Below are 22,143 nucleotides of genomic sequence, written 5' to 3' on the forward strand. Positions count from 1 at the left end.
TCCTTTAATTTTTTTTCTTAATCCCCCTTATTTTTTTCTCTAAATCCTTATCAACTATTTCAGAAGATGAATATTTAACTATATTTCTCCAATCTATACTACCATCATCCTCTCCAAAAACTTCAATAAACTTTCTAAATTGCCTATTTATACACTTATCCCATTCACTTTTAAACTCTAACTTATGCTGTTCAGCAGCTTGTCCTATCAATTCTATTAACTCCATATAGAAGTCTTTATTTCCACTTAAATTAGTCCAGAACACTTGTCCAGCTTCTTCGCTAAAATTATCCTTATTACTATCACTAGTTTTTTTTCTACCATAGCTATATCCAACTATAGGTGTTACGGCTATTCCTTTTAATCTTCTTTGTGCCTCTGTAAATGCTTGTCTTTGGCGTTCTCTACTTTGGGCATTAAATACCTTAGTTCCAGATTTTACTGCATATAATTTTACCTGTCTATCATCTTCTGACCATAATTCTAAGTCTATGCTATCTGCTGATGATTTTCTTGCAATATTATTTTCTTTTGCAACCCCAATTGCTACCTCTTCAAAAAAATCACCAAAAATAGTTTCATCAGATGATGTTTGACAATCTAATAATATGTTTTCTACAAAATCATGTGCATCATTAGTTCCAAATGCTCTATATAAGTATGGATTTTTATGCTTTATTGTTTTAAATATATCTACTCTAGATACAATATCTATTCTCCTTTTATAAAAATCACTTAATGCACTATTTACAATGCTAAAATACTTATTCTCCATGTTTTTACCTCACTTTTTTCTATTCTCCATCCTAATGTTAATTAGTTATTAATATCATTTACAATACTTATACCTATATTATATGCCAATCCTACTGGGACTGCATTTCCTATTTGTCTATATTGATCTGTTAATGTCCCTTCTATTATCCATTCATTTGGAAACTGTTGTATTGCCTTATATTCTTCTACAGATAGTGGTCTATCTTCTAATGGATGCCCAATATTTGTAGACTTATGAATAGGACTAGTTAATAATGTCGGAGCTGGTTTATTTAGTGCTATTCTTCTATAAAATCCAACCTTCCCTCCACCTGATTCAAAAGCATTTCCCATAGCCTCCCTAACAATTTCTTCTGGTAGGTCTCTCCAGTTCCCTCCTCCTCTTGGTATTAATTCCATATAATTTAATCTTTCCTCACTATACGGCTTAAAATTACACTGTGTACCAACCATTTCATCTATAACATCAGAAAAAGTTTTCCATCTTAACTTTCCATCAACTCCATCTTTAGAATGTGTTGCTACTGGTAATTGAATTGTTCTTCCATTCCTACTTCCAATAAATATTACTCTTTCTCTAGTCTGTGGAACTCCATAATCAGCAGAATTTAATAATTTATAATTTACCGTATATCCTGTACTATTTAGTCTTTCTAATATATATCTTAATACGCTCCCCTTCTCCTCTTCCTCTGATAATGGGGGAAAGCCTTTTCCTCTTTCTGTCAATGGTCTATTCTTTATTGGTGCATTTAAAATTCCTTTTACATTTTCCAAGATAAAATATTCTGGTTGAATTTCCTCAACTAATTCTATAAACTTTAACAATAATTTACCTCTATCATCCTCTAATGCTCTTCTCTTTCCTGCAGTACTAAAACTTTGGCAAGGACTTCCACCTGCTAATAATGTAACTTCGCCTCTCTCTAAATTTGCTGTATTTAAAATTTCTTCATAACTATAGTTATTTATATCTCCTTCTATTACTGGTAAATTAGGTTTATTTCTTCTTATAGTTCTACAAGCTACCTTATCTATCTCAATTGCTACCCTAGTATTAAATCCTGCTCTTTCTAATCCTATATCAAGTCCCATCGCACCAGAAAATACAGAAATTAATGTTAATTCATTTGGCTGTTTCATCTATTGTTCCTCCTAAATTGTACTTACTTTGTTTTTCTTTAATAACTTCATCAATTTGATTAATATTATCTTCTTTCCATATTCGCCAACCTCTCCAATCTCTTTCTGGCTCATCGATAATCCCTTGTCTTATCCAAGAATTTATAGTTGGCTTACTAATTTTAAAATTATCAATTATATATTTAGTATTATATTTCATTATCCCCACTCCAAACTTAACCATTTTACATATAACCAATTCTATCTTTTCTCTATTTTTCCTCTTTTTTCTGTTTTTATTCATCTTATTATTTTTTTATTTATATCAATTTATTTATTTTTACTACTTTTACTATTTTATATATTCTACTAATATATAGCAAGTTAAAATAAAAAGGTGATTACGAATGTATCCCCATCCTAATCACCTTTCTAAATATTAATTTTTATCTATCAAAACTATAAAACTCCTCCCAACTAAATTAAGCTTTATTTTCACAAATAATAATCAAATCTTCATTAAATTGTTCAATTATAATATTACTATCAGTAGTATCAACATAAAATTCTATAGCGTTTTCTAATTCCACGCATTGTTGCCTCTACTAAAACACTAGTTATATTATCCTTAGTTTTTACTTTAAGTATCTTCCTATTTTTTAATACCATGCTATCATCATCAGCTATTAACTCATAATCTATAACTTCATCATTTTCATCTATGGTTACTTCCTTCATAGAATTACTCCTTTTAAATTATCATTTTTAATTTTAGTTCCCTGGGAACATCCATATCATATTTTAATTTGTTTTATAAAACTAATAAGCACTTTCCATATTTCATCCATTAACATTTTAAGCTTATCAGTATCCTCTTTATGCAAATAATTTTCTTGGTTAGATAAATGAACTACTTGATTTATATTTACACCAATTTTTCTAATTTGCATCGCTAACTCTTGTATCCCATCTATTACATATATATCTTTATTTAGCATACACCTCAAATTATAATTCTGTTGATTTAACTTACTTTTCTTAACTAACTTTATATATTTCTCATATTCTCTTTCATCCATTCTAACTAAAACACTCTTATTTCTTTTTCTTTCTACTTCCATAAATTCTTCCTTCCTAAAATCAATTATTGAACATAGTGATTATTAAAATTAATAAAATAGGGTTTAAGGGATACTCCCTTACAACACGACTTTGGATATCCACGGATATCCAGAGTCAATGCTTGCATATTACTAATTTATTTAAAATTATCCTATTCTACACTTATGCATAATTGACATTTTAAACAAAATAAATTATAAACTTGTTTTGCTATCCTAATTACTTAAATCTTTTAATATTTCACCATATTATAAAATTATCTATTATAAAAATGTTATAATCTCTAAATTATTTACTATTATACTTTGGAAATAGTATCCTTAAATTAAAATAGCATAACTTAATTCTATATTTTTTCTAAATTTAAAACCTGTACCTTTAATATATTCATTAATCCCTATCCCATCCTAGTAATTTTCTTTCTAATTCATCATAATCATAATCTCTTCCCTTAAAATTATTAAACTTTAATCTTTTACTATTATTACTTGTATAATCGCTATAGATATTTCCTTTTTTTGTATTTTTACTATTTCTACTTTTATATTTACTTATATACTCTTTTATTTCTATAGGTGTATTTATTCTATTTTTCCTCCAATCATTTAATACTTTCTCAACATATTCCAATGAATTTGCATTTCTCTTACCAGCCTCAACAATTGCTTGTACTAATAACTCACTACTAAACTCATTTTGAAGCTGTAATAACTTTTGTTCATTATATGAAGTATTATTCAAATTTAAATATGCTCTGCTAACTTCTAAAACCTTTATATCTACTACTCTATTGAAAATATCATCATCCTCATAATTAGATATATTTTTAGATTCATTTTTAGATATATTTTTAGAGTATGTATCTTTTACTGTATTCTCCATACTATCTTTTACCATATCTTCTATAGTATCATTATTATTTTCTAAACCATATATATCAAGCTCTTCATCATATTCTTTATAGTATTTCTTATCGTATTCATCATAATAACTTCACCGTATCCCTTTCCATGTTTGAAATTCAGCCTTAATATACTTTCTTTATATCTAGTATTGGATTTATAAATCCATTGAATATAACCTTCTTCTTCAAGTTCTTTCATAATATTTTGCAACTTGCTCCTTCCAACATTAACTGCCTTTTCAATATATGAATAACTAAAATAACTTTCATTTTTAGATAAGTCTTTATATGATTCAGTAAAGTTAGTATTAAATATTATTGATGATATTACTAAAAATTTCTCTACTTTCTTTTCCTTAAATAAAATATCTCTAATTTGTTTATCAAACGCACTATAATACATATATGAATTATTAAATTCACTGCTCATAATTATAACCCTACAATATTTCCAAGTGTATCCACCAAATTCTTAAATGTGTTTATTTGCATTTCAAAATTTTTTACTTTTGCCTCTAATTCCTTAATATATATCTCCTTTTCTATTGCTCCTATATCTGTCTGTATTCCTAAGTAGTTATTAACCTCAGTCTTACTTATTTTCCATGACCTTCCCACTTTAATGCCTTTTAGCTTCTTTTCTCTTAATAATTGTCTTGCATGAGCTGTAGTTATTCCTGCCTTAAGTGCAAATTCCTCCACTGAATAAACCTCTGTAGTTTTTATACTCATCTATTTTCCTCCTTTATCTCACTAAAAAATAACTCTTGTATTGAAACATTTAATATCTTAGCTATCTTTATCATTAAATTTCTTCTTATATCCACCTTGCCCAATTCAATTAATCTTAAATACTGAGTAGTTATTCCTAACTCATCTGCTAATTCTTTTTGTTTAATATTCCTTTTAATTCTTTCTAATTTAATGTTCATAACATATTCACTTCCTTTATAAAATATTCATTAACGAATATTTTAATATTCATTAATGAATATGTCAATGTTTTAGTGAATATTATTTGCATTTCTGAATATTTTTGTTATTATTTTATTAAGGAGAGTGGTTTTATGAAATTTTCAATTTACTCAAATTTAGGTTCAGAAATAAAAAAACTAAGAAAATCTAAGAATATTAGCCAAAAAAAAATGGCTGAGTTACTTGAAATACCTTATTCAACATACTCAAATTATGAGAATGATAATAGAACCCCTGACGAAGAAACTCTAAATAGAATTTCTTTAGCTTTAGGCATTACAGGAGAAGAATTACTGCAAAATGTTATGTACTCTAAGATTGGTAAAAACCTTTTTAAAGTAGATTCACCCAAGAATAAAGTAAATATGTTTGAACTTAATAAACTAGAAAAATCTAGCATTAAAAATATAAATATTCCTCAACCAAATCAATATTATTTCCTTGAAAAATATTTTAATGTTGATACTAGTTTACTAACTGATTCACAAATTGACGAACTAATTAATTCAATTCACTTTACTATTAAACTTAAACTTTCTGAATTTAATATTAAATAAACTCATTTAAAAGGATGTTATGGTATTTATGGCAAGTTTTACTCAACTATCAAAAGGAAATTGGCAAGTAGTAATCTCTCTAGGTTATGATGATACTGGTAAGCGTACTAGATTGAAAAAACAAGGCTTTAAAACAAAGAAGGAAGCAGAAGTTTTTGTTACAGAAACATTAAACAGAAAAAATAAAGGTTATGTAACACCAACTACTAATAATATCTTATTAAAAGATTTTATTTGGGAGTGGTTTAATAACTATAAATCTAATACTCTAGGAATTAATACTAAAAATAATTATCTTAGTAGAATAAACTATCATATTATTCCTAAGCTAGGTAATTTAAAATTAAGTGAAATAACAAACATTACAATACAAAATTTTTATAATAGCTTAATTAACGAAAATAAACTTGCTCCTGCAAGTGTTAAAAAGATAATTGAAACCTTAAATAACTGCTTTAAATATGCTAAGAAAAACAAACTTATTTATAATATTCCTACTGATATAGAAAAAATCAAATTAGAAAAACCTAAAATAGATTATTGGAATAAAAATGATGTTGATTTTTTCTTAAATGAAATTCAAGATACTTATTTATATACTCCTGTACTTATTTCCTTACTTACAGGGTTAAGAATCGGCGAGCTTTGTGGACTTAGATGGTCTGATGTAGATTTTAATAACGCTTTTATTACTGTTAATAATCAAGTAATTCAGGATAAGATTAATAAAAAATTGCTTTTATCCGACGTTTTAAAGACTTCTACAAGCCATAGAAACATTTCTATACCTAATGTGTTAATAAAACATCTAAAAGAGCTTAGAGAAGCTGATATCGACTCTATAAATGGATTTATAATAAAAGATAGGAATAATTGTATGGCTAATCCTAGAAATGTTTCAATGGAATTTACTAAAAAAGTATCTAAATATAAAAACCTTAAACAAATATCTTTTCATTCATTAAGACATACTCATGCTACATTACTAATTTTCAATGGAGAAAATATAAAGGTAGTAAGTGATAGATTAGGACATAAGGATATTTCGGTAACTTTAAATACCTATACTCATGTCATGGAAGATATGCAAAAAAATACAGCTAATCTTTTGGATTCCTTGTTTAAATTCTAATATGTATAGGAGCTGTTATTATTATGGATTTAAAACTTAATATTATTAATTATTCTGATAATATTTCAATTAATGAGCTTAATGATTGCCTAATCCGTTTACCTCAAAAATATAAAGATTTAGATACTAAAGTAATTATATTTGATACTTTTTCTAGGTATATATTTCATAGTTTAAAACATTTAAATTTTATATATTTTTTGGAGGAATTATTGAATATGTACTAAACTACTTTTATCCAACAGCTGAGCTAGGATGTTATAACATAGGTTCTAGAACAATCTATGTGTTTGAAAATAGAATATTAGAAATGTTAGAAAAAAAACTCTCTAACCTCCCCAATATGACTAACTATAATGAGTTTAAAGATTATCTTACTATTGAAAAAATAAACTTCTGTAAATTTAGTTGGTCAAAATATGTATTATTAGATTGTATTATTCATGAATTAACACATGCTATTCAACATAAAGAAAATAGAATTCCTAGTAGATTTAAATATCTAGTATCTAAGTGGAGTAACATATCTATTGAATTTGAAGCTGTATCGAATTCTATTGATATATTTAATAAAAATCATGAAAGTTTTCTAAACATCTTAAAGGTTAATGGAATTAAAAGCTCCCACTCACTATATCCATTAAATATAAGCTATAAGTTCAATATAAAAATAGGTTAATATTTTGCTTGTATGCAATAATATTAACCTATTTTGTTACTTTTTATATTTTTTAGTTTTATTTATATTCATATTTATTTGGATTCTCTCTAAAGTCATTTCCTCTAACTTATAATTTTCTTCATAGCTGAAGCTTATTCCATCTACAGTATCTATTCCCTTATACTCTCCTTTAATATATTCTTCACCTAGACTCTCTTTTAAACAAGCATAGTAGTTTTTAGGAATCTTTAAATCTATGAATTGAGCAATATCATTTTCTATTTCATATCTTTCATAATCTCTATTTCCCCAATACCAACGCTTAAAATCAGTAAAAGTATGTCTGCCTATTCTTTCATTCATAAATTGCTCTGCTAGCTTCATTCTATCAATATTATTTATAAAATTTATCTCTAATCCATTTTCTTTAACTATGTTACTAAACTTATATCCTAACCATTGCCCTATTGCTATTTTAAGACCTTTCTTATCTCTTTCATTTAAATAATCGAATAACTCCATAATACTATCTCCTTAACTAGATTTTTTCTTTAATTTTTATTTATAAAAAACCTGTTTAGGATTTATGTCCCCTTTTTGTCCCTTTTCACACAAACAAAAATGGCTTAACCCTTATGGTTAAGCCATTTCTTAATATTACATGGTATCCCCAACAGGGATCGAACCTGTATCTGTCCCTTAGGAGGGGACTGTTCTATCCATTGAACTATGGAGACATAATCAACAAATAAATTGTATAATAACATTAATTATATGTCAACATTATCCTACTACTATAATATACTCCATAGCCATTATTTATTCTTTTACCTTTTTAACTATCACATTGTTTGGCTTCACAATAAACTCTATTGAAACATTCCTACTAATAGAATTCATTTTTATTTTTGTTACTATAAATACTTCATATATTTTCTCACATCCATCTAAAGTTTTTAATTCTTCTATATCTACTATTTCACATTTTTCAATATTGTATCTTATATTACTTCCATATAAAACACATAGTCTATTTTCTATATATGGATTTAGAAGATTAAGTATGATGCTTTCTTGCATAGTAATTTTACATTTCTTCTTTCTAATAAGAGAGTTTCTTCTTTCTTCTACCCACTTTTCTTCTTCATCTTCCTCAAGTTCATATTCATCATAATCATCTATATATTTATAATTTTTTAATTTTCCCCAATTTTCAACCTTATAAAACTCCTCATATCTTGAATTAAATTTGATAAATATATCTGCTTCATCTAAATTATTATGTTTTTTAATTAATTCTAAGTCGCCTTGTCTTATAGCTGTAATAGCTATAGGTAACTCTTCTCTAAAAATTTTATTTCTTATTTCTATTTTATTCTTATCCCTTTCAATTCCATCTACATTCAAATATAAACATAAAACGTAATTGCTACCATTTTGAAACCATCTAGCAAATACCTCATCCCTCTTATTACTTATATTAGATTTATCATAATGCTTAGCTACTGTTACTAATATCTCGCCGGTTTCATCTGAATGAGTAACTGTATATTTACGTGGAATTATAGGCCCATCTTGTGATATTCCACTCTTGAAATCAACCTTCAGTTTCCCCTGGTTTCGCTTATTCAAACCTTTCACCTCTAAAATGCTTTTTATTACTTACTATATGCTTGCATGTTATATTTTGCGAAGCATTTTTCAATTCACAGTTCACAAGGCACAGTGCACAGTTGTTTTTATTTTTTTAGGTAACAGGGAACAAGCTCAATTATAGTCTGCTCCACTTAACTAAGTTTTTAATTTACCTCACCAATTATTTTTTACCAATAGCTTAATTCATTATTAATTTAAATTCTTAATATAAGTTGGCGAAGGTAAATAGACGGTGAAATAAGCATATCTATTTATCATAGCCCTTATATTCGCAATTTAAAACTTATATGCTTTTCTATATTCCAACTTTGTTATATACTTTATTTATGGTATTTTAATAATTTTTGAAAGGATTTGATTTGCATGCTTAGATCTATTGCTTGGTATGTAGTTTTCTTCATGGGTTTGCTACGTAGTATTCCTAGTATGATAAAAACTAAAAGATTTGATGAAAAAGATATGGCAGAAGAAAAGGAGCGTCTTACTTTTAAGGCAACCTCAGCTTGGGCTAATAGCCTTTTAAAAGTTGCTGGAGTTCGTGTTAATGTTCATGGATTAGAAAACCTTCCTAAAGATCAAAATGTATTATTTATAGGAAATCATCAAGGAAATTTTGATATTCCAATATATATTAGTAAAATTCCTGTCCCTAAGGGATTTGTTTCTAAAATAGAAGTAAAAAAAATTCCTGGGGTCAGCACTTGGATGGAATATATGCATTGTGTCTTTATGGATAGGAGTAATTTAAGAAAAGCTGGAGAAGCTATTATTCAAGGAGTTAAAGTTTTGAAGAATGGTCATTCATTAGTCATATTCCCAGAGGGTACAAGGAGTAAGGGTGATAAAATGGGTGAATTTAAAGCTGGAAGTTTTAAATTAGCTACAAAATCTAAAGTTCCAATAGTACCTGTTACAATGAGTGGATCTTATAAAATAATGGAGTCTAATAAACGTAAATGGATTATAAACCCTGCAAATGTAGATTTATATATTCATCCAGCTATAGAAACAGCTAATTTAACTAAAGAAGAGCAAGATATTTTACCTAAAAAGGTATATGAAATAGTTAAAAGTAAACTACCTAATTAGAACTAAATTAGTAAAACAGATATGAAGCTATAATTCATATCTGTTTTATTTTATTTTTTACTATTTAGATAATTTTACTCCTCAAAATTATCTACAATTGTGGATATATCATTTTTATAGTATTCATATCTTTTTCCTGATTTAGCAATCCTAAAAAAGCCTAGTGTAACTAAATAGTTTAAATCACTTCTAGCAGTTTCGTAAGATACATTTAGTTTATTTTTATACTCATCAATGGTTACAACATTATTTTTTGAAGTTAAGACACTATTAATAAACTTCATACATCTTTCTTCTAACTTTACATCATTCTTTTCAATTAATTCCTTCAATATTTTTTTCCCAAATTTATAATTTAACTCCATATTTAAAACTTCAATAGAATTTCTAAGTATATCTAAATAAAATTTAATAAAATAAGTTATATCACCATTTGAAGATAAGCTGTTTTCAATAGCTGTATTGTATTTTTTTAATTTTTCTTTAATTAAAGGAGATATTGAACAATATTTTATAACTTCATATCCATTCATCAATAGATATTTATATGTTAAAAGCTCTGAAATTATGGCATTATGTTTTATAAAAGGATTATTGATTATTACATACAGATGTATGACTGTAGCCTTTATTAAAATACTCTTTTCTTCATATTTATTTATTAAAAGCAATAAATTTTCTATATTATGTCCATCTTCTACAATTCTACTAATACTATATATATTTTTACTATTTACCTTATTGATTTTATCAGATTCTAAATCTTCCATTTCAATTATGTTATATAAATTACACAGAAAATCTTCATCAATAATATTACTATTATTAATAATATTTCTTATACCATTAATTTTCTTCTCTGATGTCTCTATACCATTTAAAGCAAGCAACTGAGATATTTCTAAACTTTCTGCTGATTTGTTTAGGTTATCCTTTATCTTTGAAGATATGTAATTAAATACTCCCAAATTATTAGCTTCATTAACAAATTCAATATTACTATCTATACCTTCTGTATTATTAAACCAATAATCAGTTATCGGCTTAAAGTCACAATTATTTTTTTTAGATAACTTTAACCTTCCTCCTTGAATTGTTTCCCATATTTTTTCCAATTCTTCTTTTTCAAATATCCTTCTTGAAATTTGTTTTTTACTAAAATATAAACTGTTAAAATCTTGCATAAGTTGATTGTCCATAGCTATCCTCACTTTTATTACTACTTAAATACTATTATAATACTATTCTTATAACGAAAAATCTCTAGTTTAATTACTAATAATATACTACTATAATACTTTTTAATTATATATTAAAATACTTATACTTATTTTTCAATAATATTATTAACAAAATAAAAAGGGGAGAGATATAACCCGCCCCATAATATGTAAATTTATCTATTCTCAATATTTGTTTATTTTTGTATATTTCTTTTTTCAAAATTAATAAGTTTTTCTTGAATATCTGTATGATTTCCTGCATATCCTAATAACATTCCATTCTTACCAGTCACTCTATGACATGGAATTATTATAGGAATTGGATTAGCCCTATTAGCTTGCCCTATTGCCCTTACCGCTTTCTCATTTCCTATAGACTTTGCTATATAGCTGTAACTCTTTAATTCACCATATGGAATTTTCACTAATTCATTCCATACTAATTTTCTAAATTCAGTACCTTCTATATCTAAAGCTAAGTCAAATTCCATCCTTTTTCCTTTAAAGTATTCCTCTAACTGAATAATTACATCCATACATATATTTTTATCTTCTATTAAATTTTGTTTTTCCTTAAATTCAATCCATTCTTCTTCTATTAACTCAATCATTCTTAATCCATCTGAACTTTTTACTATATATATTGGTCCTATAATGCTATTTATTTTATAGAAGTACAAATTTTTCGTGTTTTTTTCCATATTATCCCTCCTATCAAACGTTTACTTATTGTTTTTTGAATATTTATTACAAAATAACTTATTTTACTAGTAAATAATACGAGCATATTTTTAAATTATAGTGTATACTAAGCTAGTTGACAAAGAATAATATATAATTTATAGTAATTATTTGGAATTTTTAAAATTATATTATAAATTCCTTTGCTCCATGGAATATTAATATTATATACCCGTCGTAAAATTTAAAAATATATATTATATTTAATTATAGATTATTTTAAATACTAAAAGAAAGAGGATTTTGAATGAATGAAATAAAATTTAATAACTTAGGGCTTAAGGATAGCCTTTTAAAATCTATTACTGATTTAGGTTTTGAAAAACCATCTCAAATACAAGCTGAGGCAATACCTGTTGCAATACAAGGATATGATCTTATAGGGCAAGCTCAAACAGGTACTGGTAAAACTGCTGCTTTTGGCTGTGGTATCATTAATCACATCACTAAGAATGATGGCCTTAGAGCTATAATATTGGCTCCTACAAGAGAATTGGCTATTCAGGTTAATGATGAATTAAAAAGATTATCAAAATATGATGATTTGTCAGTATTACCGATTTACGGTGGAGATTCTATAGTAAATCAAATAAGAGCATTAAAGAGAAATGTAAATATAGTAGTTGGTACTCCTGGTAGAGTTCTTGATCATATAAAAAGAGGAACTATTAAATTAGATGGCATTAAATTTTTAGTTTTAGATGAAGCTGATGAAATGCTTAATATGGGATTTATCGATGATTTAGAAGACATAATAAAGCAATTACCTAGTGAAAGACAAACTTTATTATTCTCAGCAACAATGCCTGATCAAATAAGAAAATTAGCAAAAAGATATATGAAACCTGATGCTAAGCAAATTTCTATAAAGAAAACTTCTATGACAGTTTCTACAATAAGTCAAAGTTTCTTTGAAATATCTCACAAAACAAGATTTGAAGCACTTTGTAGAGTTTTAGATTATGATACCCCAGCATCTGCTATCATCTTCTGCAGAACAAAAAAAGGCGTTGATGAGTTAGTTGAAGGTATGCAATCAAGAGGTTATATTGTTGAGGGTATGCATGGTGATATGTCTCAAGCTCATAGGTTAAGAACTTTAAGAAAATTTAAAGAAGGTTCACTAAATTACTTAATTGCAACTGACGTAGCTGCAAGAGGTATAGACGTTGAAGGTATAACTCATGTTATAAATTATGATTTACCACAAGATGTTGAAAGTTACGTTCACAGAATTGGTAGAACAGGTAGAGCAAATAGAGAAGGTATTGCTTACTCTTTAGTTTCCCCAAAAGAATTTTCAATGTTAAAACAAATAAAATCAGTAACTAAGAGTGATATAACTAGAAAAGCTATTCCTACAGTTAATGATATATTTGATAATAAATCTAAATCTATTTTAGAAGATGTTACTAATACTATTACAGATTCTGATTATTCAAAGTTTATTCCAGTAGCAAAAGAGCTTGTTGAAAAATTTGATTCTATAGAGATTATTGCTGCATTAATAAAGAATAAATTTAATGATGAGCTACTTGAAACTTATACAAATGATGTTTTAGAAGCTCCTAAATCAGAGGATATAAGATTATTTTTATCTATAGGAAGAAGAGATGGAATAAACCCTAAAACTCTAGTTAATTTTATTAAAGATACAGCTAGAATAAAAGCTTCTTCAATTGGTGATATAGACATATTAGAAAACTTCTCTTTTGTAAATATATCTCCTGACGTTAAGGATAAAATTCTTGATAAATGTATCGGTGTTAAGCTTAATAAAAGAAAAGTAAACATTGAGGTCGCTAACAAAAAAAGAAGATAATCATAAAAGTAAGGCTATTTAATGCGTATCATGCTTAAAATAGCCTTTTGTATTATTTACATTTACTTTTTATTCCCTCATAAATATATATTAAATAATCAATATTCTTTTCTTCCTTTTCTAAAATTTTAATTCTATCTTCTACTTTTCTTATTGACTCTCTAGCTTCGTCAAAATCCTTATGATTTATACATGCACTTGTATATTGCAATAAATAATCTATTTTAAGTACTATCTCTGCTAAGTCCTCCCTATCATCATTAACTAAGTCTACTAATATAGAATATATTTTAGGTGATGTATCTTTTCTTACACTACTTAATAAATCATTATTTTTACTATTTTTTCTTCCCATAACTTTACCTCTTTTCTAAAAAGCTCTTATATTATTTTTTCACTATTTATAATAATTTATATCATATTTTAATACTATACCCAATACATTTTAAAATATAAAGGAAATTTAGGAGGTTTATATTAATGCAACAATATATCTGTGTGCCTTGTACCTATGTTTATGATCCTGAATATGGAGATCCTAATAACGGAATAGATCCAGATACCCCATTTGAAGACTTACCAGATGATTGGGTTTGCCCTGTATGTGGTGCCTCAAAAGATGAATTTGAGCCTTTAGATGAAGAGTAAAATAAAAAAACAGTCGTGAGGACTGTTTTTTATGTTCTTTTAATCAAATTACTTTTAAATTTATTAATATATGAAATTGTTTCTTTAGATAATTTAGATGTACCATTGATTATATTATCTATCTCTATTAAAATTTCATTCATATCTTCTCTCTGTTCAGCTATATTATAAACTTTATTTCCTAGGTTATTTAACTTCTCCTTTGTTACATTATCAAAATTTAATAATGGAATTCTAGAAACATATCCTGAGGTAATCATATTACTTCTGTTTAAAACGCCTCTCACTAAATAAGTTACTAAAGTAGAATTTAAATATGCTAATATCCAAAATATATCCTTATCATCGCATATAATACATGTATTTACTCCAAAGGTACTATTTTTAGGTAACTTACATGCTGTAAATTGCACTCCCATAGATGAGCAAATCACTCCAGGCTTATATAATAACTCTTTATTTCTTACTATAAAATTAGAAACTTCTTTTGATATGTTTATGAAATTTTTATGTATATACATTACTTTATCCGTATAATATCTATCCTTACCTGGGTTTTTGTAAAATGGTATTATATATGGATCTTTATTTTCTCTAGATAAATATTGTCCATCATTTCCTGTTGATATTCCTGTTATACACTTAAATTCATCTCCAAGTCTATTATGATTAAATAAACATTTAATATCTCTTGGACATTCTATCAAAAATTCATTATTATCCTTTTTATTATTTAATATAACATCCTCTATTGAATATACATTATCACAAGTTCTTGAAAAATTTAAGAAATTAATTAATTCATTCTTATCTATAAATCTATTTTTTAATATTATATTTCCTTGGTAATCCAATCCCTTTTGTAATATAACTATACTAGTTCTAACTTCGGCTCCTTGCTCTAGAAATAAATCTGTTGGACACATTATAATTTCATGTATAGTACAACTTTTTAATATTTTTTCTCTTAAGCCAATATAACTTTTAGATGTCATAAATGAGTCTTGAGTTATTATACCTATTACAGCTCCCTCTTTTGCTAGATCTATAATAGCAGATATAAACATTCCATACATATTATGAATACCTACATCTTTAAAATACCTTTTTAATATTTTTTTATTATTTCTTATATATTTTACTTCATGGCAATTATATGGAGGATTTAACACATAATAATCATAACTTAAAAATTCTTCAGCATTAATGCATTCATAATAATACTCAATAAAATCCATATTCTTAAAATTACAATTATACTTCTCCTTATATCTAATAATATCCATACCATAAGTCTTAATGTTAAATCCATTAAAAGGTTCTAGCATTTCTTCTTTACCACAACATGGGTCAAAAACGCTTTTGCCCTCTTTATTTATATCTACTACTCTTTTTGTGATATAATCACATATAAAAGTTGGAGTTGAATAATATCCTACTTCTCTTTTATCTATAACTACTTCATCTATAATATTTTCCTTTAATATCTTATTTTTTCTTCCCATAAGTATTCTCTCCAAAACTTAAATTGCTTCATTTATTGTTAATTATACACCATAACTTATTTTAGTACTTAAATTTTATACTTTCTTATACAAAAAATAAGCCTACCCTTTAACCTTATAGGTAAGCTTACTATAATTATATTAATTAGACAATAATATTTCCTCTGTAAATACATCTAATGGACAATAGGTGCTTATTCCTTGAATATTCCCAGATTCTGAATATTGAAAGCCTATCCATTCATCCCATATAGGATTTTCTTCAGGTTTTTCTACATCATAATTTGCTATCCATAGTGGATACCTTCCTAACTCTTTAGTAAGACTTGCTCTCGCAAAGCTTGTATATGTGTACACTACCACTTCTTTTCCTGTAATACTTTTTACTTCTTCTAAAAATATTATACAATTTTTAGATAATTCATCAGCATTACATCCATCTGTTATTTCTATATCTAATGCTAATTTACAATTAAAGTCCTTTTTCTTTACATAACTTGAAAAATAGTTTGCTTGAATTTTAGCATCTACCTTAGGCCTAAAAAAATGATAAAACCCTATAAGTATATCATTACTTTTACTTTTTAAGTAATATTCATCTGCTCTTGGATTTAAATAGTGACTACCTTCAGTCGCTTTTATATATACAACTTCAATACCATTTTCTTTAACTTCCTTGAAATTAACCTCTCCTTGCCAGCTTGATATATCAATTCCCTTATATTTCCCAAAGTTTATTGATTGCATACCCATCTTCTCCTCTATAGTTTAATTTTTCTCCTAAGATATACTATGCAATCATTATGAAAAAGTGGACATTTATAAATTTGTATAAACATTCACTATCTTATTCCAAGTATATGGACCCACTACCCCATCTGTTTCTAGCCCATATAGTTTTTGAAATTTTATAACTGTATCTCTAGTAACATTCCCAAACACACCATCTACAATAAGATTAGTAGGTATATTATACTCATTCGTTATTGTTTTAAGATAATATTGAAACTCAATTACTTTATTTCCTCTTGATCCTTCTTTCATGGGATACCCCGGATATTTACCATCCCACTTTGGTTCATAAGAATCAGTAGGTTCCCGTATTCCTCCTGTCCCTAAATCTATTTCTAACTCCTGATTTAATTCCGCTAATCTCTTTATTCCTACATATACACTTGATAAATTATACCAAGTCACTCTTCCCACAATACCATCTGTAACTAAATTAAATACCCCCTGAAATACTTTTACCGATTGCTCGGTCTCTCTTCCAAACACCCCACTTTCAGGATATATCTTTGGGATAGCTGGAAAGTTCTTAGATATCATATTTAGATATTTTTGAATTACTTTAACATTATTATTTACATCATTAATTCTTAATGCTTGGCCTGGATATGATTCAGGTATTCCTTCAATAATTGTAGCTCTAACAAGCTCCTTGTCAGTTCCAAAATAATATTTAATTATATCTAACGCCTTCATTCCCTTTTTAGCTAAATCTACAGTTCCCCATTGAGATAATCCTGCACACCTGACTGATGTTCCATTGCAATATTGAGAGAAAAAAGGTGTTCTATTACCAACAGTTCTTATATATTCATTAAAAATGTCATCCACTATTTTACTTATATTATCGAATATATTTCTTCCCTTTATAAAGTATTGATCGTAGGCGGTTGAATTGGTTATTTGAAATGAGTAACCTCTATTTCTATACCATTCAGTATACACTCTATTTAATGCAAATGATATTTGGCAATATATATTAGCCCTTATTGCTTCTTCTGGCCAAGTAGGATAAATTTCACTAGAAGCAACATTCTTAATATAATCAATAAACCTTACTTTAATATTTTCTGACGATGAATTGGGCGTTCCTAAATGTACAACTATAAATTCAGGTACGAATACATCTTTAAGAACAAATGGAGTCATTAAAAGGTTCTTATTAATACTTGTGTACTCTTGTTGCTCATTTACCGTAGCATTTTCAGATAAGTTTTCTAAATTTATTGTATTATTATAATCTTTAATCTCAATATTTTGTATTGATGTTATTCCATCAAATACACTTATACCTCTTACTATAATTGGATTAACTCCTTCTACGCTAACTTCTAAATCATAAATTTCATATGGGATTATAAGTTGACTATTCGGGCTTTGAGATAAACTTTTATCTACAGTTTCTAGTGGTATAATTGTACTTTTTCCACTTATATCAAATGCATTATATTTTTCATAAACTATATTTCTGGACTTAGCATTAATAATTTTTAAATTTGCTTTTGTCTTTGGTAATAAGTTTTCCACTTTAAATAACCTTACTAATATATATCCTGTAGACAAAATCGATACCCTCCAAATATATTGTTTTACTATTCTATTCACTTAAAAGGTTATATGTGATAAATCCCTTTTTGTCGTGGTAGTTGTGAATGATGCTTATATTTGTATGCTTTAATTTCCATTTAAATTTAAAATTTTTATAAAATCACTTATTTCATCACTTTCTAGATAAATTTGTCCAAGAGTTCCATGTTTCATATCTAGCTTATTTAAAGAATGAAAATCTGAACCTGCTGTATATATAATATTCTTTTTCTTTGCAATACTCATAAAATATTCTGTTTCATTTTCTTTATTTCTATAGTATTTAGCTTCTATTCCATCAAAATTTAAATTAATTATCTCTTTAAATATATTTTTGTTTAACAATGTTGGATGAGCTAACACAACTTTCGCATTATAATGGTGTAAAAATTCTATTCCTGCTGATGTTATTATTTTTCCAGCTTCTGATTTAAAACTTAACTTTCCTTTAAAATAAATTTGGCACGCCTTAAATCTTCTAGCACGCAAATTATTTAAAATTAACTTAAACTCAGTACTTTCGTACTTATCATCAGTAAAATACCCTAATATATGAACTTTTTGCCCTTTAAATCTTGTTGATAGTTCTATTCCCGGTATAACCTTTACTCCATGAATTTTTCCCACTTTGATAGCTTGCTTATTTCCACTTATAGTATTATGATCCGTTAAGGCTATTATATCTACTCTTCTTTCTTTAGCTAATAATACAACTTCTCCGGGTTTTAAATCTCCATCTGATTCTGTTGAGTGAATATGAAAATCTCCTTTTGTGTACATTACTTAATCCCTTATAATTACTTATAATTTATATATATTTTGAAATAATAATTTTTGCCATATTATTTTTATGGAAATTTATAAAGATAATATATAATATATCTATTAAAAAGGTTAGAATAAATTATATAAAATAAAACTTTTATTAATCTTGGAAGAAGGTAATTTAAATGAATTATATATTCTATGATTTAGAATTTAACCAAAATAATATTAATACTCCTAATAATATATCTATATCTCAATTACCTTTTGAAATAATTCAAATTGGTGCACTAAAGCTTAATGAGAGCTTAGAAGTTATATCAACATTTAATGAATTCGTAAGGCCTACTGTATATAATGATATCAATCCTTACGTAGAAAATATTACAAAAATAACGAAAGATATGCTGGCTAAATGTGATACATTTACTATCACTTATAATAGATTTATAGAGTTTATTGGAAATGAAGATTTAGTGCTATGTGTGTGGGGAAAAGCTGATTTAAGAGAATTTATAAGAAATATAAAATTTAATAATTTATCTACCGAAATATTTCCTACGAAATATATAGATGTGCAAAAACATACTTCTAAATTTTTCAAACTTTCCAAAGGAACTCAAATCGGTTTAAAAACAGCTGTTGAGCTTTTGAACATAGAATTTCAAGAAAATTTTCATAATGCCTTTTATGATGCTTTTTATACAGCTGAAGTTTTCAAAAAAATTATTAATGATAATATAGTTCCTGAAAACTATATTTATGTTAATAGGAATGCTACAAAAAATACATATAGAAATAAAATTGATACTGTTTCACTATTTAAGCAATTTAATAAAATGTACAATAGAGAAATGTCTGAAGAAGAAAAATCCATTATAAAAACTGCATATAACATGGGGAGAACTAAACAATTTATGAAATAATTTGCAAGATAAATTATTTTATTAACAATGCACAATTGACAATTAAGGATATTTTACTATGTAAAACTTAAAATTCAATTGATACAAAGCACCTTTTATTTGAAAGTTTACTAGTCCTTTATTCCTTAATTGACAATTGTTGGTTATTGGTTGTTAATTCCTTTATTTTCTTAACTATTTATAATAGCGTTAATAGTAATTTGCATCTTATTACTTAAATCAGTGTCTTTTAATAAAACCATAGATATTAAGTCAAGAAGATACATAACAGAAAATTGAGTATTAATAAATCTACTTCTGTCAATAAAATTTGGATTATATACCATAAACTTAATATCTGAATATTTACTTATAGAGCTTTCTTCAAAACTTGTTATTGAAACTGTTTTGGCTCCATTTTCTTTTGATTTTCTTAATGAATGTACAACTTCTTGAGTTTCTCCTGATATAGAAATTCCTATTACTAAATCTTCTTCTGACACTATTGAGCTATTTATAATCATCATATGAGAATCAGAAATAGAGTGCACACTAAAACCCATTCTAAGAAGTCTATGCATCATTTCATTGCCTGTTAAGCCAGAACTTCCTACACCATATATGTATATATTTTTAGCCTTTTTTATTTCTTTTACTACCTTCAATATTGCTTCTTTGTCTATTAACATTTTAGTTCTTTCTATAACTTCATTATAGTATTGATAAGCAGCTGAAAATATACCCTCTTCATCAATAGATGGCACTTCTATTTTATTTGCTCCAAGCTCTATCTTCATATCTACAAAGCTATTACAGCCTATCTTTTTGGCAAACCTTGTTATAGTGGCTCCTGATGTTCCTATTTCCTTTGCCAAATCAGTTATACTTATATTCTTTATTTTATCACCATATTGCATAATATAGTCTGCTATATCCCTTTCCTTACCAGAAAACTCTCCATACGTTTTTTGTATCTTATATAAAATATCCACTTGAAATCCTCCATAAATTTAGAACTTACTTCTATGTAAATTATTTTATTTTGACGTAATTAATTAAATAAACTATATTAAATAACTGAGTTAACTATAGAATATCATTAAAATAAATTAAATAAAAGATGTAAAGATTTATACTCTACTTAAAAATATTATAATATTCCTATGGATTCTCTGATAATTCAAATAATATTATATTGAAAAGCTGAAACTATTTGCATAGTTTCAGCTTTCTTTAATTTATATTCTAATAATTTTATATTATAGATGGTACATAGTTATTTTGCATATCTTACGATAATGTCTCTTAAAGTCTTAGCTATATCCTTACCGCCCCTATCATTGTAGTATTTCGCAAATCTTTCATCTGCAACATACATTTCAGCTAGCCCTATATGTGCTTCTGCTGAATAAGTTGGCCATGAAAAACTTAACCATTCTTTATGCTTCTCATATACAGATTTTGCTTCATTCGAGCTTATATCACTTGTTTTTGTAACTGCAGCTAAAGCTTCAAACATTTCACATTCAATTTGCTGCATCTTTTTAAAGTCCTCTTCACTCATATTTAAAAATTTCTTATTAGATTCTTCAACTGTTTCTTTCCCATATTTTTCTCTTATTTCCTTACCATACTTTACTTCGTTCTCTTGTAGCTTTTCTTTTTTAAATCCTTCAAATTTTTCTTTATTTGACATCTCTATCTCTCCCTTATTATATTTTAATGTTTTTTCCACTGTTAAAATCAATTGATCAAGTTGATTTCGTCTGGAAATAAGTCTTTGGTGATGCTCAATTAAAGATTGGCAAATATCAAAATTAGGCTTAGAAACTATCTCTTGTATATCCTCTAATCTCATATCCATAGATCTATAAAGCAATATTTGTTGTAATAAGTCTACCTCTCTTTTACCATAAATTCGGTATCCAGAAGAATTTACCCTACACGGCTTTAATAGTCCAATTTCATCATAGTATCTAAGTGTTCGTGTACTTACTCCTGCCAATTCAGCTAGCTTTTTAATTGTATATTCCATATCATTACCTCCTGACATTTTTAATAATAAGGCATTACGTTGCGTGAATGTCAATACTTAAAATTAAACTTTTTATTTAAATTGCGAAACAATTTATTCAGTTCACAGGGCACAATTCACAGTTCACA

The 22,143-nt window shown here is 26.6% G+C and carries 27 protein-coding genes and 1 tRNA gene; 7 read left to right on the forward strand and 21 right to left on the reverse strand.

Annotated features, from left to right (window positions below; genetic code table 11):
- Positions 1-4 precede the first annotated feature (4 nt).
- The 9 genes from A500_RS11950 to A500_RS11990 all read right to left on the reverse strand — a co-directional run bounded on the left by A500_RS11950 (position 5) and on the right by A500_RS11990 (position 4,857).
- A complete protein-coding gene (locus A500_RS11950) occupies positions 5-775 on the reverse strand; it encodes a PmeII family type II restriction endonuclease (RefSeq protein ID WP_016207849.1) in 771 nt (256 codons plus the stop codon).
- A 41-nt stretch (positions 776-816) separates the two neighbouring features.
- The gene (locus tag A500_RS11955; RefSeq protein WP_016207850.1) at positions 817-1,920 is read right to left on the reverse strand and encodes a DNA cytosine methyltransferase; all 1,104 of its coding nucleotides are present in this window, start codon (positions 1,918-1,920) and stop codon (positions 817-819) included.
- Complete coding sequence (locus A500_RS11960) at positions 1,904-2,203, reverse strand: MerR family transcriptional regulator (RefSeq protein ID WP_157453659.1); 300 nt, start codon at positions 2,201-2,203, stop codon at positions 1,904-1,906. Before A500_RS11960 ends, A500_RS11955 begins: the two co-directional genes overlap by 17 nt.
- A 251-nt stretch (positions 2,204-2,454) precedes the next feature.
- Positions 2,455-2,637 (reverse strand): hypothetical protein, encoded by a 183-nt coding sequence (locus tag A500_RS11965; RefSeq protein ID WP_016207852.1) that lies wholly within the window; start codon positions 2,635-2,637, stop codon positions 2,455-2,457.
- 56 nt (positions 2,638-2,693) lie between these two features.
- Positions 2,694-3,020, reverse strand: coding sequence for a plasmid mobilization protein (locus A500_RS11970; protein WP_016207853.1), 327 nt, complete (start codon positions 3,018-3,020; stop codon positions 2,694-2,696).
- Between the two features lie 391 nt (positions 3,021-3,411).
- Complete coding sequence (locus tag A500_RS11975; protein ID WP_016207854.1) at positions 3,412-3,918, reverse strand: DnaD domain protein; 507 nt, start codon at positions 3,916-3,918, stop codon at positions 3,412-3,414.
- A gap of 26 nt (positions 3,919-3,944) precedes the next feature.
- Positions 3,945-4,355 (reverse strand): helix-turn-helix domain-containing protein, encoded by a 411-nt coding sequence (locus tag A500_RS11980; protein ID WP_016207855.1) that lies wholly within the window; start codon positions 4,353-4,355, stop codon positions 3,945-3,947.
- Between the two features lie 2 nt (positions 4,356-4,357).
- Complete coding sequence (locus A500_RS11985; protein ID WP_016207856.1) at positions 4,358-4,657, reverse strand: helix-turn-helix domain-containing protein; 300 nt, start codon at positions 4,655-4,657, stop codon at positions 4,358-4,360.
- Complete coding sequence (locus A500_RS11990; RefSeq protein ID WP_016207857.1) at positions 4,654-4,857, reverse strand: helix-turn-helix transcriptional regulator; 204 nt, start codon at positions 4,855-4,857, stop codon at positions 4,654-4,656. The genes A500_RS11985 and A500_RS11990 overlap by 4 nt, the downstream gene beginning before the upstream one ends.
- A gap of 135 nt (positions 4,858-4,992) precedes the next feature.
- Here A500_RS11990 and A500_RS19545 point away from each other — a divergent pair, with 135 nt between their 5' ends.
- From A500_RS19545 to A500_RS12010, 3 genes are all read left to right on the forward strand, one after another.
- Positions 4,993-5,457 carry a helix-turn-helix domain-containing protein gene (locus tag A500_RS19545; RefSeq protein ID WP_016207858.1) on the forward strand — a complete coding sequence of 155 codons (465 nt, stop codon included), beginning with the start codon at positions 4,993-4,995 and terminating at the stop codon, positions 5,455-5,457.
- Positions 5,458-5,485: 28 nt separating this feature from the next.
- Entirely contained in the window at positions 5,486-6,589 is a 1,104-nt protein-coding gene (locus A500_RS12000) for a site-specific integrase (RefSeq protein WP_016207859.1), read from the forward strand.
- A 343-nt stretch (positions 6,590-6,932) separates the two neighbouring features.
- Entirely contained in the window at positions 6,933-7,268 is a 336-nt protein-coding gene (locus A500_RS12010; RefSeq protein ID WP_157453660.1) for a hypothetical protein, read from the forward strand.
- Between the two features lie 36 nt (positions 7,269-7,304).
- On the opposite strand, the gene A500_RS12015 is transcribed toward A500_RS12010, so the two are convergent.
- The 3 genes from A500_RS12015 to A500_RS12025 form a co-directional block, all read right to left on the reverse strand.
- Positions 7,305-7,772: a hypothetical protein gene (locus A500_RS12015; protein WP_016207862.1), complete on the reverse strand. Its 468-nt coding sequence runs from the start codon at positions 7,770-7,772 to the stop codon at positions 7,305-7,307.
- A gap of 140 nt (positions 7,773-7,912) precedes the next feature.
- Positions 7,913-7,987, reverse strand: a tRNA-Arg gene (locus tag A500_RS12020).
- Between the two features lie 82 nt (positions 7,988-8,069).
- On the reverse strand, positions 8,070-8,882 hold the full coding sequence (locus A500_RS12025) for a staygreen family protein (protein ID WP_016207863.1): 813 nt from the start codon (positions 8,880-8,882) through the stop codon (positions 8,070-8,072).
- 387 nt (positions 8,883-9,269) lie between these two features.
- Here A500_RS12025 and A500_RS12030 point away from each other — a divergent pair, with 387 nt between their 5' ends.
- On the forward strand, positions 9,270-9,995 hold the full coding sequence (locus tag A500_RS12030; protein ID WP_016207864.1) for a lysophospholipid acyltransferase family protein: 726 nt from the start codon (positions 9,270-9,272) through the stop codon (positions 9,993-9,995).
- Between the two features lie 74 nt (positions 9,996-10,069).
- Here A500_RS12030 and A500_RS12035 read toward each other — a convergent pair whose 3' ends face one another.
- Both A500_RS12035 and A500_RS12040 read right to left on the reverse strand, forming a co-directional pair.
- On the reverse strand, positions 10,070-11,194 hold the full coding sequence (locus A500_RS12035; RefSeq protein ID WP_016207865.1) for a Fic family protein: 1,125 nt from the start codon (positions 11,192-11,194) through the stop codon (positions 10,070-10,072).
- Between the two features lie 218 nt (positions 11,195-11,412).
- The gene (locus A500_RS12040) at positions 11,413-11,919 is read right to left on the reverse strand and encodes a methylated-DNA--[protein]-cysteine S-methyltransferase (protein WP_016207866.1); all 507 of its coding nucleotides are present in this window, start codon (positions 11,917-11,919) and stop codon (positions 11,413-11,415) included.
- A gap of 287 nt (positions 11,920-12,206) precedes the next feature.
- Between A500_RS12040 and A500_RS12045 the strand changes: the two genes are divergently transcribed.
- On the forward strand, positions 12,207-13,781 hold the full coding sequence (locus A500_RS12045; RefSeq protein WP_016207867.1) for a DEAD/DEAH box helicase: 1,575 nt from the start codon (positions 12,207-12,209) through the stop codon (positions 13,779-13,781).
- A gap of 52 nt (positions 13,782-13,833) precedes the next feature.
- Here A500_RS12045 and A500_RS12050 read toward each other — a convergent pair whose 3' ends face one another.
- A complete protein-coding gene (locus A500_RS12050) occupies positions 13,834-14,136 on the reverse strand; it encodes a hypothetical protein (RefSeq protein ID WP_016207868.1) in 303 nt (100 codons plus the stop codon).
- A gap of 125 nt (positions 14,137-14,261) precedes the next feature.
- On the opposite strand from A500_RS12050, the gene rd reads away from it, so the two are divergent.
- Positions 14,262-14,429 (forward strand): rubredoxin, encoded by a 168-nt coding sequence (gene rd / locus A500_RS12055; protein WP_016207869.1) that lies wholly within the window; start codon positions 14,262-14,264, stop codon positions 14,427-14,429.
- Between the two features lie 29 nt (positions 14,430-14,458).
- Here the strand turns inward: rd and A500_RS12060 are convergent, their stop codons facing one another.
- The 4 genes from A500_RS12060 to A500_RS12075 form a co-directional block, all read right to left on the reverse strand.
- Positions 14,459-15,934, reverse strand: coding sequence for an N-6 DNA methylase (locus A500_RS12060; RefSeq protein ID WP_016207870.1), 1,476 nt, complete (start codon positions 15,932-15,934; stop codon positions 14,459-14,461).
- A 141-nt stretch (positions 15,935-16,075) separates the two neighbouring features.
- On the reverse strand, positions 16,076-16,681 hold the full coding sequence (locus tag A500_RS12065) for a GH25 family lysozyme (protein ID WP_016207871.1): 606 nt from the start codon (positions 16,679-16,681) through the stop codon (positions 16,076-16,078).
- A gap of 72 nt (positions 16,682-16,753) precedes the next feature.
- Entirely contained in the window at positions 16,754-18,286 is a 1,533-nt protein-coding gene (locus A500_RS12070) for a peptidoglycan-binding protein (protein ID WP_016207872.1), read from the reverse strand.
- Between the two features lie 111 nt (positions 18,287-18,397).
- On the reverse strand, positions 18,398-19,090 hold the full coding sequence (locus tag A500_RS12075) for a PHP domain-containing protein (RefSeq protein ID WP_016207873.1): 693 nt from the start codon (positions 19,088-19,090) through the stop codon (positions 18,398-18,400).
- 170 nt (positions 19,091-19,260) lie between these two features.
- Between A500_RS12075 and A500_RS12080 the strand changes: the two genes are divergently transcribed.
- Positions 19,261-20,001: a 3'-5' exonuclease gene (locus tag A500_RS12080; RefSeq protein WP_016207874.1), complete on the forward strand. Its 741-nt coding sequence runs from the start codon at positions 19,261-19,263 to the stop codon at positions 19,999-20,001.
- A gap of 170 nt (positions 20,002-20,171) precedes the next feature.
- On the opposite strand, the gene A500_RS12085 is transcribed toward A500_RS12080, so the two are convergent.
- Positions 20,172-20,972 (reverse strand): MurR/RpiR family transcriptional regulator, encoded by an 801-nt coding sequence (locus tag A500_RS12085; RefSeq protein WP_016207875.1) that lies wholly within the window; start codon positions 20,970-20,972, stop codon positions 20,172-20,174.
- A gap of 284 nt (positions 20,973-21,256) precedes the next feature.
- A complete protein-coding gene (locus A500_RS12090) occupies positions 21,257-22,015 on the reverse strand; it encodes a MerR family transcriptional regulator (protein ID WP_016207876.1) in 759 nt (252 codons plus the stop codon).
- Between the last annotated feature and the right edge of the window lie 128 nt (positions 22,016-22,143).

This window comes from Clostridium sartagoforme AAU1 (genome assembly GCF_000401215.1).
Taxonomy (GTDB): Bacteria; Bacillota; Clostridia; order Clostridiales; family Clostridiaceae; genus Clostridium; species Clostridium sartagoforme.

Coding starts and splice junctions, on each gene's coding strand:
- A500_RS11990 (WP_016207857.1), bottom strand. CDS start 4,857: ATGAACATTAAATTAGAAAGAATTAAAAGGAATATTAAACAAAAAGAA.
- A500_RS12000 (WP_016207859.1), top strand. CDS start 5,486: ATGGCAAGTTTTACTCAACTATCAAAAGGAAATTGGCAAGTAGTAATC.
- A500_RS19545 (WP_016207858.1), top strand. CDS start 4,993: ATGAAATTTTCAATTTACTCAAATTTAGGTTCAGAAATAAAAAAACTA.
- A500_RS12075 (WP_016207873.1), bottom strand. CDS start 19,090: ATGTACACAAAAGGAGATTTTCATATTCACTCAACAGAATCAGATGGA.
- A500_RS11970 (WP_016207853.1), bottom strand. CDS start 3,020: ATGGAAGTAGAAAGAAAAAGAAATAAGAGTGTTTTAGTTAGAATGGAT.
- A500_RS12035 (WP_016207865.1), bottom strand. CDS start 11,194: ATGGACAATCAACTTATGCAAGATTTTAACAGTTTATATTTTAGTAAA.
- A500_RS11955 (WP_016207850.1), bottom strand. CDS start 1,920: ATGAAACAGCCAAATGAATTAACATTAATTTCTGTATTTTCTGGTGCG.
- A500_RS12065 (WP_016207871.1), bottom strand. CDS start 16,681: ATGCAATCAATAAACTTTGGGAAATATAAGGGAATTGATATATCAAGC.
- A500_RS12080 (WP_016207874.1), top strand. CDS start 19,261: ATGAATTATATATTCTATGATTTAGAATTTAACCAAAATAATATTAAT.
- A500_RS11965 (WP_016207852.1), bottom strand. CDS start 2,637: ATGAAGGAAGTAACCATAGATGAAAATGATGAAGTTATAGATTATGAG.
- A500_RS12040 (WP_016207866.1), bottom strand. CDS start 11,919: ATGGAAAAAAACACGAAAAATTTGTACTTCTATAAAATAAATAGCATT.
- A500_RS11960 (WP_157453659.1), bottom strand. CDS start 2,203: ATGAATAAAAACAGAAAAAAGAGGAAAAATAGAGAAAAGATAGAATTG.
- A500_RS11950 (WP_016207849.1), bottom strand. CDS start 775: ATGGAGAATAAGTATTTTAGCATTGTAAATAGTGCATTAAGTGATTTT.
- A500_RS12010 (WP_157453660.1), top strand. CDS start 6,933: ATGACTAACTATAATGAGTTTAAAGATTATCTTACTATTGAAAAAATA.
- A500_RS12015 (WP_016207862.1), bottom strand. CDS start 7,772: ATGGAGTTATTCGATTATTTAAATGAAAGAGATAAGAAAGGTCTTAAA.
- A500_RS12050 (WP_016207868.1), bottom strand. CDS start 14,136: ATGGGAAGAAAAAATAGTAAAAATAATGATTTATTAAGTAGTGTAAGA.
- A500_RS12060 (WP_016207870.1), bottom strand. CDS start 15,934: ATGGGAAGAAAAAATAAGATATTAAAGGAAAATATTATAGATGAAGTA.
- A500_RS12030 (WP_016207864.1), top strand. CDS start 9,270: ATGCTTAGATCTATTGCTTGGTATGTAGTTTTCTTCATGGGTTTGCTA.
- A500_RS11985 (WP_016207856.1), bottom strand. CDS start 4,657: ATGAGTATAAAAACTACAGAGGTTTATTCAGTGGAGGAATTTGCACTT.
- A500_RS11975 (WP_016207854.1), bottom strand. CDS start 3,918: ATGGTAAAAGATAGTATGGAGAATACAGTAAAAGATACATACTCTAAA.
- rd (WP_016207869.1), top strand. CDS start 14,262: ATGCAACAATATATCTGTGTGCCTTGTACCTATGTTTATGATCCTGAA.
- A500_RS12090 (WP_016207876.1), bottom strand. CDS start 22,015: ATGGAATATACAATTAAAAAGCTAGCTGAATTGGCAGGAGTAAGTACA.
- A500_RS12045 (WP_016207867.1), top strand. CDS start 12,207: ATGAATGAAATAAAATTTAATAACTTAGGGCTTAAGGATAGCCTTTTA.
- A500_RS11980 (WP_016207855.1), bottom strand. CDS start 4,355: ATGAGCAGTGAATTTAATAATTCATATATGTATTATAGTGCGTTTGAT.